Source organism: Cyanobium sp. BA20m-14, assembly GCF_024346295.1.
The window spans coordinates 1-22099 of record NZ_JAGQCR010000025.1 but is presented as its reverse complement, the minus strand read 5'-3'; the positions used below and the strand labels follow the sequence as shown (position 1 = coordinate 22099).

Sequence of the window (22099 nt, the reverse complement as noted above, 5' to 3'; positions counted from 1 at the left end):
GGTCATCGCCGTGGGGGCTGGGGCCGGCGCGGCGGCGGGGGTTGGGGGGGAAGCTGGCGAGCTGGCTGGCGAATCAGCTGCAGCGGGGTCGGCAGGAGCCTCAGCGGCGGCGGCGGCCTGGCCAGCCGTGGGCCCAACCTGCTGCAGCGTGAAGCCGCTCTGCCGCACCAGCAGGCTCAACCGCTCCATCGCCCGGATGAAGCCAAGCAGGCTTGGATAGGCCCCCACGGCCTTGAGCTGCATCTGGGTTGCCTGCAGGCCCGCACCGGCCAGGGGATCGGGCGGCTCAGCCGGGGCTGCGGGGCTGGGCGGGGCGGCCTCCCCTGGGGCGCCCTTTGACTGGGCGGGCTGGAGCACATCGAGCTGCACGCCGTGGAGCTGGGCTTGCCGATCAACCTGGGTGAGGAAGGTGGCCAGATCCCCACTGCCCGCGATCAGGGCCAGCAGGCGGGCCTGTTGCAACTCGGCGCTTTGGGTCGCGGTGATTGTTTGATCCAGCTGCTGCCGCAGCAGCGGAATCCCGGCCGCCGTGGCCTGCTTCTGGGCCTGGCGCTGGTTGGCCTCGTTGAGTTTCTGCAGCTGGGGAATCACCCAGCCCCCCAGCAACGCCAGCGCCACCACCCCGCCCAGGGCCAGGGGCAGCAGCAGCAGCTGACGCGGCGATAGGCGGCTGCCGGCCAGGGCCGGTTCCTCACCAGCAGGGGCCTGCAGGTTGGTCATGGCAGCAGTCCCTCCCCTTGCAGCAACTGGAGCCGGCGCACCATGCCATCAGCGCCGAGCTGCCGGAGGATCAGCGCTTCCTGGCCTGCCGCCAGCGGCGGCCGCAACCTGGCGGTGACCAGGAAGCCCACCTGGTTTGATCCCATGGCCTGGGAACCCTCGCCGCGGATGCGCTCCGCCTGGCTCAACACCACCCCCTGGGGGTCGAGCAGGGGTGAGCGGGCCAACTGCAGCTGCAGTGCATTGATGCGCCCAAAGCTGAGCGGGTCCCGCGCTTCGCCCTTGATCTCCAGGCTATCGGTGAGGATTTTGACCTCCCGCAGCCGCACCCCTTGGGGCACCCGCAGCTGCAGATCCCGCATCAGCGCCGAGCCTGAACGGTTTGCAACCAGGGCATTGGCCAGGGTGCGATTGACACTGCCCAGCTTTTCCAGGGACCGCCTGCGGCCATTGAGAGCCTGCTCCAGCTCGGCCACCTTCGCCTCCACCAGGGCCTCCCGATCGAGCGAAGCGAGCACAGACTGGGCTCGCATGGTCAGCAGCACTCCCATCAGGGCCACCCCACCTACCAGCAGCATCGCCCAGCCGCAGCCACGGACCAGCTGGCTCCGTTGACTTGCCCGCAGTTCCTGGGGATCGGCCAGGCCGAGCTCCCGGCGCCGCTCCCGCAGCAGGTCCACCCCCGCAGCAAGATCCAACTGGGCGCTCATCGGGCCCCCTCCAGCAGCGCCAGACCCCGCAAGGCCAGGTTTCCATAGCCGCCAGAATCGAGCAGCTCCAGCGGCTGGGGGCAGCCGAGCTGCAGCCGCTCCAGCTGGCCGGCGGCCAGCCCTGCAGCCAGCAGCAGCTCAATGGAGCCCGTGGCCTGCATCCCCTGCTGCCAGCGCAGAAAGCGCAGGCAGGCCTCGAGTTGGCCTAGCCACTGCTCCAGCTCCCCGCTCAGCAGCCGCTCGTAGAGCGGCACCCCATCGCGCCACACCAGCAGGCGCAGGGCCTGCGGCTCGGGCAGCAACAGGCCCACCAGGGTCGTTGAATCCGCCGCCAGCAGCCGCTCCTGCAGGCCCACCATCCAGGCCACCTGGGCCGGCACGAGCCGACCCAGGCGCACCCCCGCAATGTTGAAAACCTCCAGCCAGTCCGCCAGCAGCTGGCGCTCGATGGCCACCACCAGGGCATCGACGTCACCGCCCTGGACGCGCATGACGTCGAGCCAGCCCCGCTCCAGCGCGAAGGGCAGGCCCAGATCGGGCTGGAGCTCTCGCAGCTGCCGCGCGGGCTCTAGGGGCCAGGCCGAGAGGGGCGAGGCATCCAGGGGCCACTGCAATGCCCGCCAATAACAGGCCGGCGCCGGCAAAACCACGCTCAAAAGGGCCTTGATCTCCCCGTAGCTCAGCAGCAGGTCGCCGATGAAATCGCCCAGGGCCTCCGTTTGGAGGGGCCTGCCCCCCCGGCAGGTGGCCGCCGGCAAGGGCACTATCCAAGGGGCGTCCAGGGGTTGGTTGGCCTTCGGCAGGCGTTGGGCCGTGAGCAAAAGGTCGCTGAGATCGAGCACCACCTTGGTGGGAAACAGCTCAGACCTCAGCGTCTGCCACTCCTCCTGCAAGCGTGCAACGACCAACGGGACTCCCGAACCACCGCCTGAAGGTTATCGAGAGTTCACCGCCAGGCCAGGCCGGAGCCCACAGCTGCGCCGATATGGGCCAGGCCATGGCGCTCGAGTTGGCAGGCCAGACCCGCCAGGATCTGGGGCACCAGGGCCGGCCCCGAATAGATCCAGCCGGTATAGACCTGCACCAGGGACGCCCCGGCGGCGATCCGCTCCCAGGCGCTTTCGGGCGAATCGATGCCGCCCACTCCGATCAGGGGCAGGGCAGGGCCGGCCGTGGCCCGCAGCCGCCGCAACACCTCCAGGGCCCGGGCCCGCAGGGGGGCACCGCTCAGCCCGCCGGCCTCCTGGGCCAGGGTGCGGCCGGTCTGGGCCAAGCGGCGCTGCTCCAGACCGAAGCGGTTGAGGCTTGTATTCACGGCAATCACCCCGGCCAATCCCTCCTCGTAGGCGATGCGGGCGATCGCATCTATGGCGTCATCCTCGAGATCGGGGGCGATCTTCACCAGCAGCGGCGGACAGGCCGGGAGCCGCCGCAGCCGCTCCACCAGGCGCCGCAGCAGGGTTTCCTCCTGGAGCTCCCGCAGGCCGGGCGTGTTGGGCGAGCTGACGTTGATGACGGCGTAGTCGGCCAGGGGCGCAAGCAGCTCCAGCGACGAGGCGTAGTCGTCTGGAGCCAGCTCCAGCGAGGTGAGCTTCGATTTGCCCAGGTTGATCCCCAGCACGGCGGGGCGCCGACCGGGCGGGGGCAATTGCTGGCGCTCCAGGGTGCGGCGCAGCACCTGGGCCCCATCGTTGTTGAAACCCATCCGGTTCAGGGCCGCCCGCTCCGCCGCCAGCCGAAACAGCCGGGGCCTGGGATTGCCCGGCTGGCCGTGCCAGGTCACCGTGCCCACCTCGGCAAAGCCGAAGCCGAAGAGGTGCCAGATGGCAGCCGCCACCCCATTTTTGTCAAAACCAGCGGCCAGGCCCACCGGATTGGCGAAGCGGCAGCCGAACAGGCTCTGCTCCAGCCTGGGATCGGGGTGCTGCAACTCCGCCGCCAGGCCGGCCAGGGCGCCGCTGACGATGGGCCAGGTTCGCCGCAAGGAGGCCTGGCCCAGGGCCGTGAGGGTGAGCTGGCTCAGTTGCTCGGCATCGGCGCCCTCATCGCGGCTGAGCAGGGGGCCCAGCAACCGTTGATAGAGAGCACCTGTATTGGTTGCCCCAGCTGGATTCGCCATCGCCCGCCGCCTACTCCCGATCCGCCAATCCTCCCGCGTTCCTCTGCAAACGCCAGCGCCCACCCCCCAGGGGCAGCACTTGCCAATCCCGCCACACCCAGGGGTCGCTGCGGCTTTCCAGCTGCTGCAAAGGCTGCTCCACCAGCTGGGCCAGTTCCACCAGATTGAGGCCGTAGCCCTGGTCGGCGAGGCGGTCGGCCAGTTCCAGCCGGCTGAGCAGCTGTTGCAGGCCAGGCGGCGGCACATCGGCTTCGATCCGGGCGCTGGCCACTACCTCCCCAGCCGCCATGGCCGGCATCTGGCCATGGGAGAAGGCCACGGCGATGGCATCGCAGCGGTCGTTGTCGGGATCACCGCTGTGGCCTTTGACATGCACCAGCTCCACCCCCGGCAGCCGGGCCTGATCCAGCTGTTCCCACAGGTCCCGGTTGAGCACCACGCCACCGGAGGCCGTGCGCCAGCCCTTGCGCTTCCAGCCCTGGATCCACTTGCTGTAGCCATCAATCAGATAGCGGCTGTCGGTGCGGATCGTCAGGCCGGAATCGTGGGGCAGCTCCCTGAGCGCCTCCAGCAGGGCCAGGGCAGCCGTCAACTCCATGCGGTTGTTGGTGGTGGCCCGCTCGGCCCCGCCCATTTCATGGACCGAGCCGTCCTCAAAGCGCAACAAGGCCCCCCAGCCCCCGGGGCCGGGATTGCCACTGCAGGCGCCGTCACAGGCTGCGGCCACCACTTTTACCGGCTCAGCAGCCACTGGACACCCCCTGAAAGTTCGCTAGAGAACGCTTCTGCCTGACCCCAGCCCCGCCATGGCCTCCCCCGCCCCAGGCCCAGCCAGTCGCCAACCCCTTCGAACCTACCTGGCCCTGGCCGCCCTGGGCCTGGCCGCAATCAGCCCTCTGGCCCAGGCGGCCAACGTGTTCACCAGCCAGCCGCTGGATGCCAGCCGCTTCGCCGTGCTGGCCAGGCCCGTGGGCAGCAACAGCTGGAACCTGCTGGTGCTGGAGCAGATCAGGCCCCAGCCCCTCTGCTGGGAGCAGCGTCCTGACGGGCTCACCGAGCCGGCCCTCAACCGCTTTAACTTCACCGGCATCTGCAACCGCTACCTCGACAGCAACGGCTACTCCCTGCGCATCGGCGATCAGGATCTGGCCGGCCGCTACCGGCTGCAGCTGCGCCAGAGCGGAGCGGAATTGCGGCTGGAGGCCAGCACCCCCAGCGATGCCACCGTGCTGGTGGTGGGCAGGGCCCAGGTGCCCCTGCGAGAGAAGGATGGCTTTGTGGCGCTGACACTCGAACCTGGCTGGGACCTGCAGCGACGCAGCTTCAAGGCCCAGACCCTTAACCACGTCTACTTCGCCAACCCCATCCCCCTGCCCCTGCTGCTGGCCAGTGCCAATGGCTCCCTGGCGACGACAGCCCAGCCACCGATGGCGCCCCCACCGCTGCCGCCTGAGCCCACAAGGGCTGAGCGCAGCAAGCTGCTCGCCCAGGGGCCGATCCGCCTGCCGGTGATCCCCTTCCGCGAGTGACAGTTGGCAGAGAGGCCTGCCCTACCTGGCCCCATCCCCATCCCACCGTTAAGTTTCTGGGGTGTGAGGAGTGGGAACGCTCTTCCGGGGTCGAAACGAGGCAAGACTCCCGGAATCGTTCCAACTCAAAGCCCTGCCTTCGGCGGGGCTTTTTTTTGTCTCGCTGGTTTTTAGGGCTCGCTCTAGAACCAGCGCACAAAAAAAACCGGCCCCCTTCGGGGCCGGCCGAGCTATCAGGGCTGGATCAGCTGGGGCTAGATCACTTGATGGTGACCTTGCCGCCAACTTCTTCAACGGCCTTTTTGATGGTTTCGGCGTCGCCTTTGGCGATGCCTTCCTTGATTGCGCAAGGGGCGCTTTCAACTAGGGCCTTGGCTTCGCCCAAGCCGAGGCCAGTGACCTCGCGGACGGCCTTGAGCACCTTGATCTTGGCGGCGGGGTCGAAGCTGTCGAGCATGACGTCGAATTCGGTCTGCTCTTCAACGGCTTCAGCAGCAGCTGCAGGAGCTGCTGCCATCACCACGCCAGCGGATGCGGCGGCAGACACGCCAAAGGCCTCTTCGATCTGCTTGACGAGCTCGGAAGCCTCAAGCAGCGAAAGGGTTTTCAGCGATTCGAGAATTTTGTCGGTAGTAGCAGACATGGTTGGGAATCAGCAACAGAAAGGGGAAGTCGCTTGAGCTCAGCTGCCGCTTTCGGCGTGCTGCTTGAGCGCCCGGGCAAGACCGGACGGAACCTCGTTGATACCCACGGCCAGCTTGGTGGCCACGGCATTGATCGCACCGGCGATCTGGGCCATGAGCACCTCCTTGGAGGGCAGATCCCCGATGGCCTTGATGTCGTTCTGGGAAAGGAGCTGACCTTCGAAAAGGCCGCCCTTCACATCCGACTTCTTCGTGTCCTTTTGGAAGGACTGCACGGCCTTCACCGCACCACCCACGTCGCCCTTGACGAGCACGAAGGCATTGGTGCCGGTGAGCAGGGAATCGAGATTCGACCAGGCGCTATCGCCATCAATGGCCCGGCGCATCAAGGTGTTTTTGGTCACCTTGCACACGCCGTTGCTGGCCTGCAGACGGGTCCGCAGATCAGACATCTCCTTGATGGTCAGGCCCTTGAAATCAAGAACCAGCGCCATTTCGGCCTCGCCGAGGAGCCCCTTGAGCTCTTCGACGATCTGTTGCTTGTTCTCCAGAGTGCGGCCCATAGGGAAGGAACGGATCGGGGGAACAAGCGGGGAACGCAGCCCGGGACGCTGAAGCCCTCCTTGAGGGGGGGATCAACTCGAGGCCGCTGCCTGCTCTGCCACCCGGTCGGACGAATCCTGCCTGGAGCCAAACCTGTCGCGATCACCTCGGCAGGACTTACGGGCGTGAACCCACCTGCTGTCTGGGGTAGGGCGCGTGCCCTTCTGGCCTAAGCCAGTCATCCACACTACACAGCGACCATTCCCTGACCATTCCCCAACCGATCCCCAACCCCATGCTCCCTCCTGCTCGCCGGATGGCGCTGCTGCTGCCCAGCCTCCTGCTGGCCCTGCTGCTGGCCCTGGGCCTGGCTCTGGCTGCGCCGGGGCGGGCCCAGCCGCTCTGGAACGTGGGCACCGATCCGAGCTACGCCCCCTTCGGCTTCACGGATGGGGACAGCGGCAAACTGCGCGGCTTCGACATCGAGCTGATCGAAGCCATCGCCAAACGCAGTGGTCACCGCCTCCAGCTCACCCCCCTGCCCTTCGATGGCCTGATCCCCGCCCTCCAGGTGCGCAACCTCGACCTGGCGATCAGCGCCATGACGATCACCGCGGAGCGGGCCGAGACGGTCGACTTCTCGCGGCCCTATTTCGCCGCCGGCCTGGGCATCGTGGTGCGGGAAGGCACCAGGGGCATCAGCACCCTCAAGGATCTCGAAGGTCGCACGATCGCCGTGCAGATCGGCTCCACCGGAGCCAAGGCCATGGCTGCCGTACCCGGCGCCAGGCTCAGCACCTTTGATTCAGGCCCCCTGGCCCTGCAGGAACTGCTGAACGGGAATGTGGAGGCCTACGTCAATGACCTGCCCGCCACCCTCTACGCGATTGAAACCGCTGAGCTCAAGGGGATTGAGATCGCCGGCAAGCCCCTCACCTCCGACTTCTACGGCATCGCCTTCCCCAAGGGTTCTCCGCTGAGCTCCCCGGTGAACCGGGCCCTGGGCCAGCTCCTGGCCGATGGGAGCTACGCCCGCATCTACCAGCGCTGGTTTGGCCAGGCTCCGCCTTCACTGCCGCAACGCGCCCCGGCCCTCGACAGCCGCAGCGGCAGTGCGGGGCTCAACTTGATGCAGTTGCTGCGCAATCTGCTGCGCGGCGCCGGGGTGACGCTGGCCCTTACCCTCTGCTCCTTCGGCGTGAGCCTGATCGGTGCCGCCCTGGTGGCGACCGGGCTGCTGAGACCAAATCCGCTGGTTCAGCGCTGCAGCCGGGTCTACGTCGACTTCTTTCGCGGCACCCCGATCCTGGTGCAGCTATTCGTGATCTATTTCGGCGTGCCGGCCCTGGCCCAGCAGCTGGGGCTCACCCTCCAGATGGACCGCTTCGCCGCCGCCGTACTGGCCCTGGGGCTAAACGGGGCGGCCTACCTGGCCGAGACCCTGCGGGGAGGCATCAGCTCGATTGAGCCCGGCCAATGGGAAGCGGCCCAAGCCCTCGGACTGCGGCCCATCCCCAGCTTGCAGATGGTGATCCTGCCCCAGGCCCTGCAGCGGGTGTTGCCCTCCCTGGCCAATGAGTTCATCACCCTGATCAAGGACACCAGCCTGGCGGCGGTTATCGGCTTCAACGAACTGTTCCGCCAGGGGCAGCTGGTGGTGGCCACCAGCTACCGGGCCTTTGAGGTGTATCTGGCGGTGGCCCTGGTGTACCTGGTGATGACCACCGCCGCATCGCTGCTGTTCAAGCAGCTGGAACGGAGACTCAGGCGTCCTGCTTGATGTCCTGCAGGGCCGAGAAGTCGACTTCCACCGAGGGGCCCATGGTGGAGGTCACATAAAGGCTCCTCCAGTAGCGGCCCTTGGCGCCGCTGGGCTTGTTGCGGTCGATGGTCTCCTGCAGGGCCTTGAGGTTTTCGAGCAGCTTGGCCGAATCGAAGCTGGCCTTGCCGAAGCGCACGTGCACGATGCCGGCCCGGTCGGCCCGAAACTCCAGCTTGCCGGCCTTGAACTCGTTGATGGCGCCGGCCAGGTCGGTGGTGACGGTGCCGGCCTTGGGGTTTGGCATCAGGCCCCGGGGGCCGAGCACCCGGCCCAGCTTGGCCACCTTCGGCATCATGTCTGGGGTGGCAATCAGCAGGTCGAAGTCCATTGCGCCCTTGGCGATCTGGTCGACCAGGTCGTCGTCGCCGGCCAGGTCGGCGCCGGCGGCCTTGGCGGCAGCCACTGCCTCACCGCGAGCGATCACGGCGATGCGGATGGTCTGGCCGGTGCCGTGGGGCAGGGCCACGGTGGTCCGCAGCTGCTGGTCTGTGTATTTGGGATCAATGCCGAGGCGCACATGGGCCTCGACGGTTTCATCAAACTTGGCGGTGGCGGTGGTCTTGACCAGCTCAATCGCCTCGAGAGGGGCGTAGCTGCGGTCTTCGACCGTGGCTCTGAGGGCAGCGAAGCGCTTGGAAATTTTCGGCATGGTGAGGATGGGGTACGGGCGATTCAGGGCTTGGCCGTTGAACAGATGGACTGGTCAGGGTTGCCTGGATCTCCCCCGGATAGGTAGGGATTAGTCGGGATTAGTCGTTTACGGCGACGCCCATGTTGCGGGCGGTGCCTTCGATGATGCGCATGGCCGACTCCACACTGGTGCAGTTGAGGTCGGGCAGCTTGGTCTTGGCGATCTCCTCGAGCTGGGCACGGGAAATGGCACCCACCGCCCCCTTGGCGGAGGTGGCGGCACCCTTTTCAATGCCGGCAGCCTTGGTGATCAGCACGGAAGCTGGCGGGGTCTTGGTGATGAAGGTGAAGCTGCGGTCTTCAAAGACCGAGATCTCCACCGGAATCACATAGCCGGCCTTCTCCTGGGTGCGGGCGTTGTACTCCTTGCAGAACGCCATGATGTTGACGCCGTGCTGGCCGAGGGCAGGGCCCACCGGCGGCGCGGGGTTGGCTTTGCCGGCCTGGAGGGCCAGCTTGATCACGGCTACGATTTTCTTGGCCATCGTCTGAGGCTACGGGGCGGATCTGCGGATGACCCCCAGGTAGTGGAGGTGTGGGGTGAGGGCCGTCCTCCGCAGGGAGACGGCCGCTGGGCGGGGCTGGGGCCTAGCTCTGTTTGCTGATCTGGGAAAACTCCAGTTCCACCGGGGTCTCCCGGCCGAAGATCGAGAGCAGGGCCTTGAGCTTGTTGCGCTCACCCGACACCTCGATCACCTCGCCCTGGAAGTCTTTGAACGGACCTGCCGTGACCAGAATCTGGTCGCCCTCGGTGAGATCCACCTTGACGACGGCCTTCTTCTCGGCCGCCCGCTTGAAGATCCGGTCGACCTCGTTGCGGCTTAGGGGCCGGGGCTTGATGTGGCCCCGGGCCTTGGCGGTGGCACGGCGCTCTTCGGCCCCCACGAAATTGATCACATTGGGGGTGCTGCGCACCGCCATCATCGTGTCCTCATCGAGCACCATCCGCACCAGCACATAGCCCGGGAATACCTTCTCCTCGGTGCTCTGGCGGGTGCCATCTTTTTTGAGCTTCACCCCAGGGGTCTGGGGGATCTCGATCTCGAGGATGCGGTTGTCGACCCCCAGGGTGACGGCCCGCTGCTCGAGCGTGGCCTTCACCTTCTTCTCGCAGCTGGAGGCCACCTGCACCGCATACCAGCGAGCCACCTGGAGCTTCTCACCGCCAGCGGCCGGCGCTTCTTGAAGATCGAGGGGGCTCACCACCTCGCTAAAGGGCTCGCTCAAGGGCTCGGAGAAGTGCTCGGTCAGGGGCTCGGACACGGGGTTCACGGCAAGAACGGAATCGACGGACGGGACAGCAAGCAACAAGGGTTCAACCAAACACCTGACTGGACGCCCAGCCGTAAAAACGATCCAGCGCAGCGATCGCCGCAGCCGAGATGCTCACCATCAAGATGACGGCCACCGATTCGCTGAACAGCTGCTGGCGGCTGGGCCAGACAACCTTGCGCAACTCCGCCAGGGTTGCGGCGACAAAGCCCCCAGGAACGGCCGATGACTCGGCAGCCGGGGTGGCCTGTTCAGGGCTTGGGGAATCGGGTTGGGGGGAGTCGGAATCCACTGGCGCTTGCGCACGGTGGCGTCCGCGCGGATCGGCAAACGAACACCCTACCCGAGGGGCTCAAAGCTAAGGGGGTTGCCGGCCACCACACGCACGCCCTGGGCACCGCTGAAGCGTTCCGCCAGCAGCTCGGTGGCCAGAGGGTTCTCCAGCTGGCGGCGCAGCACCCGCCGCAGGGGCCTGGCCCCATATTCGGGCTCATAGCCCTGCTCGGCCAGGGCCTGCACCACCGGCTCGGGCACCTCCAGCTGGAGGTGCTGCTCCGCCAGCAGCCGGGCCAGCTCGGCCAGCTGCAAGCGGACGATGCGCTGCAGATCGGCCGGGGCCAGGGGCCTGAAGCGGATCACCTCGTCGATGCGGTTGAGAAATTCCGGTCGAAACTGGGCCGCCAGGGCCTGCTCAACGGCCTGCTCCAGGGCCTGCTCTCGCTCGGCCGGGTCACCGCCGGCCCTGGCGTTCTCCAGGATGGCGCGGCTGGCCAGGTTGCTCGTCATGATCACCACCGTGTGGCGGAAATCGACCGTGCGGCCCTGGGAATCGGTGAGGCGGCCGTCATCGAGCACCTGCAGCAGCAGGTTGAACACCTCGGGGTGAGCCTTCTCCACCTCATCTAGCAGCAGCACCGCGTAGGGCCTGCGCCGCACCGCCTCGGTCAGCTGGCCTCCCTCCTCATAGCCCACGTAGCCGGGCGGCGCCCCCACCAACCGGGCCACGGCGTTTCGCTCCATGAATTCACTCATGTCGAGCCGCACCAGGGCTTCGTCCTCATCGAAGAGGGCCGCCGCCAGAGCCTTGGCCAACTCGGTCTTGCCGACGCCGGTGGGACCCAAAAACAGGAAGGAGCCCACCGGCCTGGTGGGGGACTGCATGCCGGCCCGGGCCCGGCGAATCGCCGCGGCCACGGCCGCCACCGCCGTCGGCTGGCCAATCACCCGCTCGCCGAGCCTGGCCTCGAGCTCGAGCAACTTCTGACGCTCGCCGGCCAGCAACCGCTGCACCGGAATACCGGTCCAACGGGCCACCACATCGGCAATGTCGCCCTCCTCCACCTGCTCCCGCAGGATTGGTTCGGCCTGGAGCTCGGCCTCGAGGGTTTCGCGGCGCTGCTGCAGCCCATAGAGCTGGTCGTGCTGCAGCCGGGCTGCCTCCTCGTAGTCGCCCTGGCGCTCGGCTTCGGCGATCGCCGTGCGCAGGTCTTCATCCTGCTGCAGCAGTTGCCGCAGTTCCGCCAGCCGCTCCCGCTCGGCCTGCCAGCGCTGCTGCACCTGCTGGAGGGCCTCGGTGGCCCGGCGCCGCTGCTCCTGCCACTGCACCCTTTCCTGCTGGGGTGACGCCTCAGCCGAGAGCAGGGCCAGCTCCACCCGGCGCAGCTCCGCTTCCGCCGCCTCGACGAGCTGGGGCTTGGAGGTGACCTCCATGCGCAGCTGGGCGGCCGCCTCATCCACCAGATCGATCGCCGAATCGGGCAGGGCCCGGTCGGTGATGTAGCGATCGGCCAGCCGGGCCGCCGCCACCAGGGCCTGGTCGGTGATCGCCACACCGTGGTGCAGCTCATAGCGCTCCTTCAGGCCCCGCAGGATCTCCACGCTGGTGTCTGGCCCGGGCTCCTTGATCAGCACCTGCTGGAAGCGCCGCTCCAGGCCTGGATCCTTCTCGATGCTGCGGCGGTAGTCCTCCGGGGTGGTGGCACCGATGCAGCGCAGGTACCCCTGGGCCAGGGCGGGCTTGAGCACGCTGGCGGCATCGGCGGTGGAGCGGTCGCTGCTCACCACGGTGTGCAGCTCATCAATGAAGAGCACCACGCCGGCCGCACCGGCCACCGCATCGGCGTCGCGCACCTCCTTGAGCACGGCGCGCAGGCGCTCCTCAAACTGGCCGCGAAACTTGGCGCCGGCGATCAGGGCGCCCAGATCCAGCGCCACCAGCCGCAGGCCCAGAAGTGAATCGGGCACCTCGCCGGCCACGATCCGCTGGGCCAGCAATTCGGCCACGGCGGTCTTGCCGACGCCGGGCTCACCGATCAACACTGGATTGTTCTTGCTGCGGCGGGAGAGCACCTGGATCAGGCGACGCATCTCCAGGTCGCGGCCGATCACCGGATCGAGCTCGCCGGCGCGGGCGGCGGCGGTGAGGTCGCGGCCGTAGCGCTCAAGGGCGCATGCCTCGGCTGGCTCGGAGGAGCCTGGGGGCTCGGGTTCCAGGCGCAGCTCGGGGGCTGGGGCAGCAGGGCCAGCAGTGGTGGCAGGTGGGGCGGCAGGAGGAGCCGCTGGAGGAGCAGCTGAAGGAGCAGTTGGGGGGGTGGGGAGCGGGGCCCTGTCGATCCAGTCGTCCGGGCAGAACTGGCGCCGCAACAGGTCTTCACTGAGGCCCTCCGGCACCAGCAGGGAGGCTCCGATCCTGGGATCCCCCACTAGGGCCACCAACAGCTGGGGCACATCCAGCAAGGGGGCTCCCCAGGCGACCCTGCAGCGCTCGGCAGCCTCCAGCAGATCTTCCAGGGCATCGCCGATGTACAGCTCCGGCCCGTTGGCGCTGGGCTGGTCGGCACAGAAGCTCTCCAGCCGATCCAGCAGCCGGTCGGGATCGAGGGGCAGGGGATCCAGCCAGCGGTCAAAGCGCCGCTCCGACAGCAAGGTCTGCAGCAGGTGCTCCACGTCCATGGCGCCATGGCGCCAGCGGCGAGCAGTGTCCTGGGCAGCCAGGAGCAGCTCCCAGCCGTCATCGCTGAAGCGATCGGGGTCGCTGGTGAGGCTTGGGGACATGGGCTTGGGGATCAGCCTGGGGCAGAGATCTGGATCAGCTCCACCTTGTAGCCATCAGGATCCTCCACGAAGGCGATCACCGTGTTGCCATGCTTCATGGGCCCGGGTTCGCGCACCACCTTGCCCCCCTTGGCCGCGATCGCCGCACAGGTGGTGTAGATGTCATCCACCCCCAGGGCGATGTGGCCGTATGCGCTGCCTAGCTCGTAGTGACTGGTATCCCAGTTGTGGGTGAGCTCCAGCACGGTGGTGTCGCTCTCGTCGCCGTAGCCCACGAAGGCCAGGGTGAACCGGCCCGAGGGGTAGTCCTTACGGCGCAGCAGGTCCATGCCCAGCACCTCCGTATAAAAGAGAAGGGAGCGATCCAGATCCCCCACCCGGAGCATGGTGTGCAGCATTCGCATCGATCCACCCGATTGGCTGCCAGCTATCAATCATAGGATCGCCCCAAAGACAACAGCCGACGACCCACGTGATCGACTCCCTCGACCTAGTGATCGACACCGTGGTGGCCCGGGAGGTGCTCGATTCCCGCGGCACCCCCACCGTGGAGGCGGAGGTGATGCTGGAGGGCGGCGCCAGTGGCCGGGCGATCGTGCCCAGCGGCGCCAGCACCGGCGCCCATGAGGCCCACGAACTGCGCGACGGCGGCAACCGCTACTTCGGCAAGGGGGTGACCCGGGCCGTCAGCAACATCGAGGAGAGGATCGCGCCGGCCCTCTGCGGCCTCAGCGCCCTCGACCAGAGTGCCGTCGACGCCGCCATGGCCGAACTGGACGGCAGCGACAACAAATCCAGCCTCGGCGCCAATGCCGTGCTGGCCGTGAGCCTGGCCACCGCCCGGGCAGCCGCCAACGGCGTCGGCCTGCCCCTCTACCGCTACCTGGGAGGCCCGCTGGCCAACCTGCTGCCGGTGCCGTTGATGAACGTGATCAACGGCGGCGCCCACGCCTCCAACAACATGGACTTCCAGGAGTTCATGCTGGTGCCCCACGGCGCGGCCAGCTTCAGCGAAGCCCTGCGCATGGGCGCCGAGGTGTTCCACACGCTCAAGGGATTGCTGAGCAGCCAGGGCCTCTCCACCGCAGTTGGCGATGAGGGCGGCTTCGCCCCAAACCTGGCCAGCAACGATGCGGCAGGCGAGCTGCTGATCCAGGCGATCGAGAAGGCCGGCTATCGCCCCGGCGACCAGATCTCCCTGGCCCTGGATGTGGCCAGCACTGAGTTTTTCAAGGACGGCCGCTACAACTTCGGCGGCGGCAGCTACAGCAGCGCCGAGATGGTGGACCAGCTGGCCCTGCTGGCCAGCCGCTTCCCGATCGTGTCAATCGAGGATGGCATCGCCGAAGACGACTGGGAGGGCTGGGCCCTGCTGACCGAGCGGCTGGGCAAGACGGTGCAGCTGGTGGGCGACGACCTGTTTGTGACCAATACCACCCGGCTGCAGCGGGGCATCGACCTGGGCGTGGCCAACTCGATTCTGATCAAGGTGAATCAGATCGGCTCACTCACCGAAACCCTGCAGGCGATCGATCTGGCTGGCCGGGCCGGCTACACCAGCGTGATCAGCCACCGCTCCGGCGAAACGGAAGACACCACCATCGCCGACCTGGCCGTGGCCACCCGCGCCGGCCAGATCAAAACCGGCTCCCTCAGCCGCTCCGATCGGGTGGCCAAGTACAACCAGCTGCTGCGCATCGAAGATGAGCTCGGCAGCCAGGCGGTGTATGCCGGCGCCGAAGACCGGGGCCCCCGCGGCAAAGCCTGAGGTCAGCTGATCCTTTGCTCAGCAGCCTCTTCGCTCAGCGAGAAGCCGGCAGCTGATCTAGCCGGCCATCGCGCTTGAGCCGGCCCTGCAATTTCAACCAGCTCAGAGCCACGGGCAGGGCGCCCACCAGGGGAATGGCGGTGAGGACGGGGCGGCTGCTGGCCGCCAGCAGGGCCGCTGCCACGGCCAGGCCCGCTAGGAGCATGGACTGGCCGGCAACCTGCTGGGCCAGGGCGAGGCGACGCAACAGGCGATCGGTTTCGCCGGCCCGGATCTGCACCTGCAGGTCGCCCTGCTCAATGCGAGCCAGGCTGTCGTCCAGGCGTTTGGGAATACCGAGGGCGCGGCTGCCCACCTCGGCCGCCTGGCGCGAGATTTCGTTGAACAGCTCGTTGCCGAACCGATCGCCGCCGCCGCTGCCCAAACCGCTTGAAGTCATCAGAGGAAGCAGGTAGGGGCGGGCAATCGCCACCAAGCTAAAGCTGGCATCGAGGCTGCGGCCGACCCCCTCAAAGGTGGTGAGGGCCCGCATCACGAAAATCAGCTCAGGGGGCAGGCGAAAGGGCTGGCCGTAGACCAGGTCATAGAGATCGCCCGACAGCCGCTCCAACACATTGGCGGAGAAGGGCGGCGTGAGGGCCTCCTCCAACATCACACGCACCAGGCGCCTCACCGGCCCAGGGTCAATGCCGGGGGCAATCAGGCCCGCCTGCTGCAGCTCATCCACCAGACCGGCGGCATCCCTGCCGGCTGCGGCGCGCACCATGCTGCCGAGCCGGGCCTGCAGGCGACTCGAGAGCTGGCCCATCATGCCGAAGTCGTAGTAGATGAGCGCCCCATCGGCCGCCACGGCCAGGTTGCCCGGATGGGGGTCGGCGTGAAAAAAGCCGAACCGCACCAACTGCTGCAGGTAGCTGGCGGCGCCTTTCTCTGCCACCGCGGCAGGCTCGATGCCCGCCGCTAGCAGGGCCGCCCGATCTGTGATCTTGATGCCGGGCAGGTAGTCGAGACACAGCACCCGCCGGCTGCTCAGCTCCCAAATCACCGCTGGCACCCGGATGCCGGGATCGCTGAGAAACTGCTGGCGGAAACGGGCCGCATGTTCGGCTTCGAGGCGGAAATCCAGCTCCCGCAGCAACACCCGCCGGCACTCCTGGGCGATGCCGATCCAGTCGCGGCCCTGGCCCCAGCGGGGATGGCGCTGAACGGCGGCGGCCACCTGCTGGAGCACCTGCAGATCGAGGCGGAAGGTGCGCTCCAGGCCTGGACGCTGCACCTTCAGCACCACCTGACGGCCACTCCGCAGGCTGGCCCGGTGCACCTGGGCCAGGCTGGCGGAACCGAGGGGTTCAGCCTCAAGGTCGATTATCTCAGCGCAGCGCCCGCCCAGTTCCTGCTCGAGCAGGTCCTGAACCACGGTGAAGGGGAAGGCAGGAACCTGGTCCTGCAGGGTGGCCAGCTGCTCCACCAGCTCGGCGGGCAACACGTCAGGGCGGGCCGAGAGCAATTGGCCGAGCTTGATGAAGGCCGAACCCAGGGCCAGAAATTCGTCGGTGAGCCAGCGAGCCCGCCGCACCTGGCGACGCCGCTGACGCTCTTCGCTGACACCGCCCAGGTAGGTCCAACTCTGAGCGTCCCACCAGAGCCCCAGCACCAGGGCCAGGGCCAGCCACCAGATGCGCAGGGGCCGCAGCAGGATCACGAAGTGCTGTCCAGGCGACTGGCCATGGCCGCAACCCTGGCGCGCAGGTCATCAATCTGATCCTGGGGATCCGGAACCCCTTCAGGGGAAGGGGGCTGATCGCCAGCACCAGCACCGGCTCCAGCACCAGACTCGCCCCGCTCGATCCGCGATGCCTCGGCCTCCACCTCATCCCAGAACAGCTGCAGTTCCTGCCGGATCCGCTCGGGGGCGTCCTGGGCCAGCAGGGCCAAGTTGGCAGCCCCATCCACCAGGCCACTGCCAAGACGGGCGCCAAGACGGTGGACGGCAGCCTGAAGCAGGAGTTGCGGCGCGCTCATGGCAGTCCGGCGTCTGGAGTTGACTTTGGCAGGTCGGGGCTCGGCAAGCGCGGCGGCGGCGGCGCGGCGGCAGGAGAGGGGGCGGGCGAGGAGGAAGCCCGAGGGGAATCGGCAGACCTGGTCTCGAGCGGCAGGGTTGGATCGCCCTGAATCCCTAGGGAACCGGAATCTGAGCCAGCTGGATCGGGGCCAACGGGATCTGGGGATGCTGAATCTGTGAGCTGGTCGGCGCCGGGCTGGGAATCGGGCTCGAGGGGCTCGAGATTGCCGCGCACCTCCCGCTCTTCGGTGCCGAACTGCAGGCGCAGGCTCTCCAGCGACTGGCCGGGGAAGGGCCGCACCTCAAAGCCCTGCCCCAGCCTCACCAGAGCAGGTAGCTGCAGGGCAAGCAGGCGATTGGCCACGCCGTAGCCCAAGCCAAAGCAAACGCCCACCAGCAAAGGCAGCTGCCAGCGGGGCTGGGTACCGGACTTGGTACCGGGCTTGGGACGGGGCTGGGGACGGGGCTGGGGGCGGGACGAAACCTGGGCCATGCAGCCATTCTGACGCGGCTCCTGATCAGGTTGTGTAATCGGCGTTAATGCGGATGTACTGATCGGAGAGGTCGCAGCCCCAGGCCAGCCCCGCCCCCGGGCCCCTGCCGACCACCAGGCGGATTATTACCGTGTCGCTCTGCAGATAGGTGCTGGCGGCGGCGCGATCGAAGGGCAGGGGCTGGCCGGCCGCCATCAGCTGGTGCCCGCCCAGCCAGAGCGCCAGCCCAGCGGGGTTGAAGGGCACACCGGCCCGGCCAGCGGCGGCGGCGATGCGGCCCCAGTTGGGGTCGCGGCCGTGCACGGCGCACTTCACCAGCGACGAGCCGCAGATGGTGCGGGCGATGGTGCGGGCGCCGGCGTCATCGGCCGCACCCTCCACCCGCACCTCGAGCAGGCAGGTGGCGCCCTCACCGTCGCGGGCGATCGCCTTGGCCAGGTGTTGCGACACCGCCGTCAGGCCGGCCTCCAGGGCATCAAAGAGCTCGGGGCTCAAGGGCTCACCGGCTGCAAAGGCCAGGAACGTGTCGTTGGTGCTGGTGTCGCCGTCCACCGTGATCGCATTGAAGGAGCAATCCACCGCCCGGCGCACCATGGCGCTCCACGCCTCGGCCGGCACGCCGGCATCACAGCTGAGGTAACCCAGCATCGTGGCCATATCGGGGTGAATCATCCCCGAGCCCTTGGCCATGCCGCCGATGCGCACGGTGCGGCCGTCCAGATTGGCCTCCAGGGCTATTTGCTTGTCGACCAGGTCGGTGGTGAGGATTGCCTGGGCCGCCGCGCCCCCACCCTCGGGGCTGAGGGCCGCCACCAGGGGGTCGAGGCCGGCCAGGAGCGTATCGATCGGGATCGGCACACCGATAACGCCAGTGGAGCAGATCAGCACCTGCTCGGCCGCCAGGCCCAGGCGCTGGGCCAGGGCTGCGGTAGCCCCCAGGCTGTCGGCCAAACCCCGCTCACCGGTGCAGGCGTTGGCCTGACCGGAGTTGGTCAACACGGCCCGGGCATGGCCGCCTGAGGCCCGCAATCGCTCGGCGCAGAGATCGACGCAGGCCGCCCGCAGCAGTGAGGTAGTGAAACTGCCGGCGCAGACCGCACCCTCGGGGGCCACTAGCAAGGAGAGGTCGGGCTTGCCGGAGGCCTTGAGGCCAGCCGTAACGGCGGCGGCCCTAAAACCACTGGGGGCGGTGATGCCGCCGGGGATGGGATGCCAGGGGTGGGTCAACGCGCCGGGGCCACTGGGGCCATCCTGAACCGGCGGCGGCAGGCCGAATAGGCAAAAAGCTAATCGGCTCAACTATTCGGCTTGACTAATCAACTTCGAAAACCCTATTCCAGTCTTCCTTCATGTCGACCACACACCAGCCCCGACTGGGGGCCGCTGCGAGGGCTTCTACGAGCTTTCCAGTGCTGGTCGATTTGGCGGCATAGGCATATTCGCGCTCGGGATCGGTGTGGTGAACGAGCAGGCCGAAACTGGGGCGGGGGTTATTGATTGTGGTGTACTGCAACATCTCATGGTCTCCGTCACTGTTCCCGCAACAGAGCGTCGGACGGCGGCCAATGAACTGATGGATGCCCACCGGCTTGCCCCCCTTGTCATTGACGAACAAATAGTCCAAGGTTTTGGTGAGCACCGGGCCCGCTGCGCCCAGCTCAAAGGTAGTGCGGGCAGTCGAGCCAACCACCTGCTCCGGCGGGATGCCATAAACCCGCTCCACCCAAACGCGCATGAAGTCAACACCACCTCCAGAAACAATGAAGTTTTTGAAGTTATTGGCCTGCAGATAGCGCAGGAGTTCCTGCATGGGCAAATAGGTAAGTGCGTCGTAGGGCCTGTCAAAGCGCGGGTGCCTGGCCGACACCAACCATGCCTCAACAGTCCTACGAAAAGCATCAACAGACATGCCGGCATGGGTGAGCGCCAGGATCTGCAACAGGCCTTCGTAGCGGGGCCCCTCCAGCAGCTTGGCAAGGTCGCCAGCCAGGGCGGCCTGCACCATTGGATCCGCCGCAAGGTGCGGCTCCCTGGGAATGCGCGAACTGAGTTCGTCTATGGCAAATGCTGCCTGAAAGGGGAGCGGATGCTCCGGCCAGAGGGTGCCGTCATTGTCGAAAACAGCGATGCGTTCAGGCGACGGCAGGAAGTCTGGCGATTCTGCATTTGTGATCCGGGCGATGTAAGCGAGGATCGCCTCCTTGGCCGGGCCCTCGTTCCAGGAGGGGAGGGGATCGCCAGTAGTGAGAGGCATCAAAGGGCCTAAGGGGAACACCATCCTGAAGAATGGCCGGCAGGGTTGGCGACTTCCGGCTTGAACCAGCTACGCGCCCCAGGCCAGCAGCGACGCATCGGCCTCACCGGCGGTATTGCCACGGGCAAGAGCAGCGTGGGCAGGCTGCTGGCAGAGCGGGGCCTGCCCGTTCTCGATGCCGATGTCCTGGCCCGCCAGGCCCTGGCACCGGGCAGCGTGGCCACAGCAGCCGTGCTGGATCGCTACGGGAAGGTAGTGCGCTGGCCCAGTGCGGGGGCAGGGATCGATCGGGCCGCCCTGGGGCGAATCGTTTTCGCCGATGGCAAGGAGCGCCAGTGGCTGGAGCAGCTGGTGCACCCAATCGTGCGGGCCGGCCTTGAAGCGGCTCTGGCGGAGTTAGGCAGCGCACCGGCAGTGGTGCTGATGGTGCCGCTGCTGTTTGAAGCGGGCCTGGAAGGGCTGTGCAGCGAGATCTGGCTGGTGGACTGCGACGAAAGCCAGCAGCTGCAACGGCTGGGCCAGCGCGATGGCCTGGACGAAAGCGAAGCCCGGGCCCACATCGAGGCCCAGTGGCCCCTGGCAAGCAAGCGGGGCCTCGCCGACGTGGTGATTGACAATCGGGGCAAACCGGCGGATCTGCCCTTGCAGGTGGAGAAGGCGCAAGCCTGGATCAGGCAGCTTTGATCAGGCAGCTTTGATCCAACTCATCAGGGCTGGGTAATCCAGAATGAACCTGATGGCCAGCGATATGAGCATGACCGCAAGACTTGCAAAAACAAGCCGCAAGCTGCTATTTGAACGGTTCAGAAGCCTGAGATCATCACCCTGGGTTTGGACAATTTGACGAAAGTTTCCGGCAGCCTGACGGAGCTGATAGGCCGCAAAGAAAGCAGCCAAGGTCAAAAAAGCGTCGTCGAGAGTTTTTATCATGAGCGCCACTTTGCCGCTCGCGATCACATTAAAAAGGAATGATGCATTGGCGATAGCGAAAACAACGAGCGCCAAAGCCGAAATAACACAGTATTTGGCAAGCGAATTAAAATGCCGATTTTCGGAAGCACCAAACTCGAACTGATTCTCAGCCAAAAGATTGCACAAAAAGTCCGGGTCCAATTCTGCCCTGCTTTGGCCATAAACTTTGGCCGCAAATGCAAAAGTAACATTACTTAAAATGCGCTTAGCCTAAAGGGCACTTAGTTAGCCGCATAGCAACAGCAAAATGCCGCCGAAGGCCATTGCTGAAAATCTGAAACCGCGCCCATGCTGGGATTTCAGATTCTGGAAGATTGCGCTTAGACGCTCAACCGGAACGGGGCTACAACGAATATCGCCCCCGTCCCGCGAGCGAAGTGGTCAGGATCTGAACACAACTTGGGGCCAATATTAATCCAATTAGGTCAATATTAGCTGGCTACCTACGGATGCGGCGCAGGCTTGCAACTTGCAAAACGTTGGCAAGCGCCTGAGGCTGCTCAACAGCGCAATCCACTACTTGCTGATCATGAATCCAACCGAACCGACACCTAGACGCAGCCGCCTGCAGAAAAAGATCGAACTGACGCTGGAAATGGGGCTCTGGCGCTTTCGGCTGATTGCGATCGTACCAGTGGTGATGAGCCTGGCGAGTACCCTGCTGACTTTTGCGATTGGCACGCGGGATATTTTTAAATCAATCAAATTCTTCTTTTTTGCCCCTGATACCGCGAAAGTCGCCAACACAGCCCTTGCAAGTGTGGTATCCGGGATCGACTTCTACCTAATCGGCGTCGCGTTCCTGATCTTTGGCTACGGCCTTTATGAGCTATTGATTTCCGAGATCGATGTCTACCGCGCCGGCTCTGACACAGATAACAGCGGTGGCCTCCTCGATATTCGCAGCCTCGATCACCTCAAGGAAAAGCTAGTAAAAGTGCTGGTAGTTGCATTAATAGTTTCAGCGTTTAAGTCGATGATCACGATCCCACTGACAGACGTCAAGAGCATGATTTACTTCTGCCTTTGCGTTTTAATCCTGGCTTTAAGTGGCTTTCTGATGACCTACAAACCAGCCAGCAAGTCGTAGATTTGAAAACGATGTTCCCGTTGTGGCCAGGTAGCTAGGGGTGGCTGTATCGGTCACTCCATCGGTGCGAACGGATGATCAAGCTGATGGTGGTGTCGCTGAAGAGGCGCATGTTGCGCGTGGCAAGTTGGGCCTCATGCGCCAGGGCGATGCCGGCGATCAGGGTGTCGCGCAGATCCACGGGCCGGCCCTGCCTCTTGCGCTGCGCCGCCGGGATGGCTTCCACCCCGCGCCACTCGCTGATCGGTTCTTCCAGCCCGGCATCGGCGAAGAGGGCTGCCATACGAGTGCCGAGTCCGGCGGTGTCAGCACTGGACTGCTCTACGCTCGTTACAGCTTGGGCCAGGATCAGCCGA

At 66.2% G+C, this 22099-nt stretch carries 24 protein-coding genes and 1 pseudogene; 5 read left to right on the top strand and 20 right to left on the bottom strand.

All coding sequences use genetic code 11. The annotated features are described in order from the left end of the window. From KBZ07_RS04115 to KBZ07_RS04095, 5 genes are all read right to left on the bottom strand, one after another. Positions 1-720 (bottom strand): hypothetical protein (locus KBZ07_RS04115; RefSeq protein ID WP_254930423.1); only part of this gene is annotated, 720 nt, incomplete at its 3' end. Next, the gene (locus KBZ07_RS04110) at positions 717-1430 is read right to left on the bottom strand and encodes a PilN domain-containing protein (RefSeq protein ID WP_254930422.1); all 714 of its coding nucleotides are present in this window, start codon (positions 1428-1430) and stop codon (positions 717-719) included. The genes KBZ07_RS04115 and KBZ07_RS04110, both read right to left, overlap by 4 nt. Beyond that, complete coding sequence (locus KBZ07_RS04105; protein ID WP_254930421.1) at positions 1427-2338, bottom strand: hypothetical protein; 912 nt, start codon at positions 2336-2338, stop codon at positions 1427-1429. The genes KBZ07_RS04110 and KBZ07_RS04105 overlap by 4 nt, the downstream gene beginning before the upstream one ends. A 38-nt stretch (positions 2339-2376) precedes the next feature. Beyond that, positions 2377-3549 (bottom strand): quinone-dependent dihydroorotate dehydrogenase, encoded by a 1173-nt coding sequence (locus KBZ07_RS04100; RefSeq protein WP_254930420.1) that lies wholly within the window; start codon positions 3547-3549, stop codon positions 2377-2379. Positions 3550-3559: 10 nt separating this feature from the next. Beyond that, positions 3560-4279 (bottom strand): ribonuclease H, encoded by a 720-nt coding sequence (locus KBZ07_RS04095; protein ID WP_396123918.1) that lies wholly within the window; start codon positions 4277-4279, stop codon positions 3560-3562. A 76-nt stretch (positions 4280-4355) separates the two neighbouring features. Here KBZ07_RS04095 and KBZ07_RS04090 point away from each other — a divergent pair, with 76 nt between their 5' ends. Then, positions 4356-5078, top strand: coding sequence for a DUF3747 domain-containing protein (locus tag KBZ07_RS04090; protein ID WP_254930418.1), 723 nt, complete (start codon positions 4356-4358; stop codon positions 5076-5078). 259 nt (positions 5079-5337) lie between these two features. Here KBZ07_RS04090 and rplL read toward each other — a convergent pair whose 3' ends face one another. Then, positions 5338-5721: a 50S ribosomal protein L7/L12 gene (gene rplL, locus KBZ07_RS04085; RefSeq protein WP_254930417.1), complete on the bottom strand. Its 384-nt coding sequence runs from the start codon at positions 5719-5721 to the stop codon at positions 5338-5340. Between the two features lie 39 nt (positions 5722-5760). Continuing rightward, the gene (gene rplJ / locus KBZ07_RS04080) at positions 5761-6285 is read right to left on the bottom strand and encodes a 50S ribosomal protein L10 (RefSeq protein ID WP_254930416.1); all 525 of its coding nucleotides are present in this window, start codon (positions 6283-6285) and stop codon (positions 5761-5763) included. 275 nt (positions 6286-6560) lie between these two features. Here rplJ and KBZ07_RS04075 point away from each other — a divergent pair, with 275 nt between their 5' ends. Next, positions 6561-8045: an ABC transporter permease subunit gene (locus KBZ07_RS04075; protein ID WP_254930415.1), complete on the top strand. Its 1485-nt coding sequence runs from the start codon at positions 6561-6563 to the stop codon at positions 8043-8045. Here the strand turns inward: KBZ07_RS04075 and rplA are convergent. The 6 genes from rplA to gloA all read right to left on the bottom strand — a co-directional run bounded on the left by rplA (position 8029) and on the right by gloA (position 13507). Beyond that, positions 8029-8736 carry a 50S ribosomal protein L1 gene (gene rplA / locus KBZ07_RS04070; RefSeq protein ID WP_254930414.1) on the bottom strand — a complete coding sequence of 236 codons (708 nt, stop codon included), beginning with the start codon at positions 8734-8736 and terminating at the stop codon, positions 8029-8031. The genes KBZ07_RS04075 and rplA overlap by 17 nt on opposite strands. 100 nt (positions 8737-8836) lie before the next feature. Next, positions 8837-9262, bottom strand: coding sequence for a 50S ribosomal protein L11 (gene rplK, locus KBZ07_RS04065; RefSeq protein WP_254930413.1), 426 nt, complete (start codon positions 9260-9262; stop codon positions 8837-8839). Positions 9263-9365: 103 nt separating this feature from the next. Continuing rightward, a complete protein-coding gene (gene nusG, locus KBZ07_RS04060) occupies positions 9366-9983 on the bottom strand; it encodes a transcription termination/antitermination protein NusG (protein ID WP_254930425.1) in 618 nt (205 codons plus the stop codon). 109 nt (positions 9984-10092) lie between these two features. Continuing rightward, on the bottom strand, positions 10093-10341 hold the full coding sequence (gene secE / locus KBZ07_RS04055) for a preprotein translocase subunit SecE (RefSeq protein ID WP_197152141.1): 249 nt from the start codon (positions 10339-10341) through the stop codon (positions 10093-10095). A gap of 47 nt (positions 10342-10388) precedes the next feature. Further along, a complete protein-coding gene (locus KBZ07_RS04050; RefSeq protein WP_254930412.1) occupies positions 10389-13103 on the bottom strand; it encodes an ATP-dependent Clp protease ATP-binding subunit in 2715 nt (904 codons plus the stop codon). 11 nt (positions 13104-13114) lie between these two features. After that, positions 13115-13507 carry a lactoylglutathione lyase gene (gene gloA, locus KBZ07_RS04045; protein ID WP_254930411.1) on the bottom strand — a complete coding sequence of 131 codons (393 nt, stop codon included), beginning with the start codon at positions 13505-13507 and terminating at the stop codon, positions 13115-13117. A gap of 68 nt (positions 13508-13575) precedes the next feature. On the opposite strand from gloA, the gene eno reads away from it, so the two are divergent. Further along, a complete protein-coding gene (gene eno, locus KBZ07_RS04040) occupies positions 13576-14871 on the top strand; it encodes a phosphopyruvate hydratase (RefSeq protein ID WP_254930410.1) in 1296 nt (431 codons plus the stop codon). A 34-nt stretch (positions 14872-14905) separates the two neighbouring features. Here the strand turns inward: eno and KBZ07_RS04035 are convergent, their stop codons facing one another. From KBZ07_RS04035 to KBZ07_RS04015, 5 genes are read right to left on the bottom strand one after another with little or no spacing between them, the layout of a single operon-like run. Further along, the gene (locus KBZ07_RS04035) at positions 14906-16570 is read right to left on the bottom strand and encodes an AarF/ABC1/UbiB kinase family protein (protein WP_254930424.1); all 1665 of its coding nucleotides are present in this window, start codon (positions 16568-16570) and stop codon (positions 14906-14908) included. Further along, positions 16570-16893: a hypothetical protein gene (locus KBZ07_RS04030; RefSeq protein ID WP_254930409.1), complete on the bottom strand. Its 324-nt coding sequence runs from the start codon at positions 16891-16893 to the stop codon at positions 16570-16572. The genes KBZ07_RS04035 and KBZ07_RS04030 overlap by 1 nt, the downstream gene beginning before the upstream one ends. Further along, on the bottom strand, positions 16890-17426 hold the full coding sequence (locus KBZ07_RS04025) for a hypothetical protein (protein ID WP_254930408.1): 537 nt from the start codon (positions 17424-17426) through the stop codon (positions 16890-16892). The genes KBZ07_RS04030 and KBZ07_RS04025 overlap by 4 nt, the downstream gene beginning before the upstream one ends. Before the next feature lie 25 nt (positions 17427-17451). Then, positions 17452-18696 (bottom strand): bifunctional glutamate N-acetyltransferase/amino-acid acetyltransferase ArgJ, encoded by a 1245-nt coding sequence (argJ, locus tag KBZ07_RS04020; RefSeq protein WP_396123917.1) that lies wholly within the window; start codon positions 18694-18696, stop codon positions 17452-17454. A gap of 43 nt (positions 18697-18739) precedes the next feature. Next, positions 18740-19681 carry an HAD family phosphatase gene (locus KBZ07_RS04015; protein ID WP_254930406.1) on the bottom strand — a complete coding sequence of 314 codons (942 nt, stop codon included), beginning with the start codon at positions 19679-19681 and terminating at the stop codon, positions 18740-18742. A gap of 60 nt (positions 19682-19741) precedes the next feature. Here KBZ07_RS04015 and coaE point away from each other — a divergent pair, with 60 nt between their 5' ends. Then, entirely contained in the window at positions 19742-20365 is a 624-nt protein-coding gene (coaE, locus tag KBZ07_RS04010; RefSeq protein WP_254930405.1) for a dephospho-CoA kinase, read from the top strand. On the opposite strand, the gene KBZ07_RS04005 is transcribed toward coaE, so the two are convergent. After that, positions 20366-20794 carry a hypothetical protein gene (locus tag KBZ07_RS04005; RefSeq protein WP_254930404.1) on the bottom strand — a complete coding sequence of 143 codons (429 nt, stop codon included), beginning with the start codon at positions 20792-20794 and terminating at the stop codon, positions 20366-20368. It abuts the gene before it with no gap. 388 nt (positions 20795-21182) lie between these two features. Here KBZ07_RS04005 and KBZ07_RS04000 point away from each other — a divergent pair, with 388 nt between their 5' ends. Beyond that, positions 21183-21743: a YqhA family protein gene (locus KBZ07_RS04000; RefSeq protein ID WP_254930403.1), complete on the top strand. Its 561-nt coding sequence runs from the start codon at positions 21183-21185 to the stop codon at positions 21741-21743. A 34-nt stretch (positions 21744-21777) separates the two neighbouring features. Here the strand turns inward: KBZ07_RS04000 and KBZ07_RS03995 are convergent. Next, positions 21778-22099 (bottom strand): annotated as a pseudogene (locus tag KBZ07_RS03995) (hypothetical protein); the annotation flags it as partial.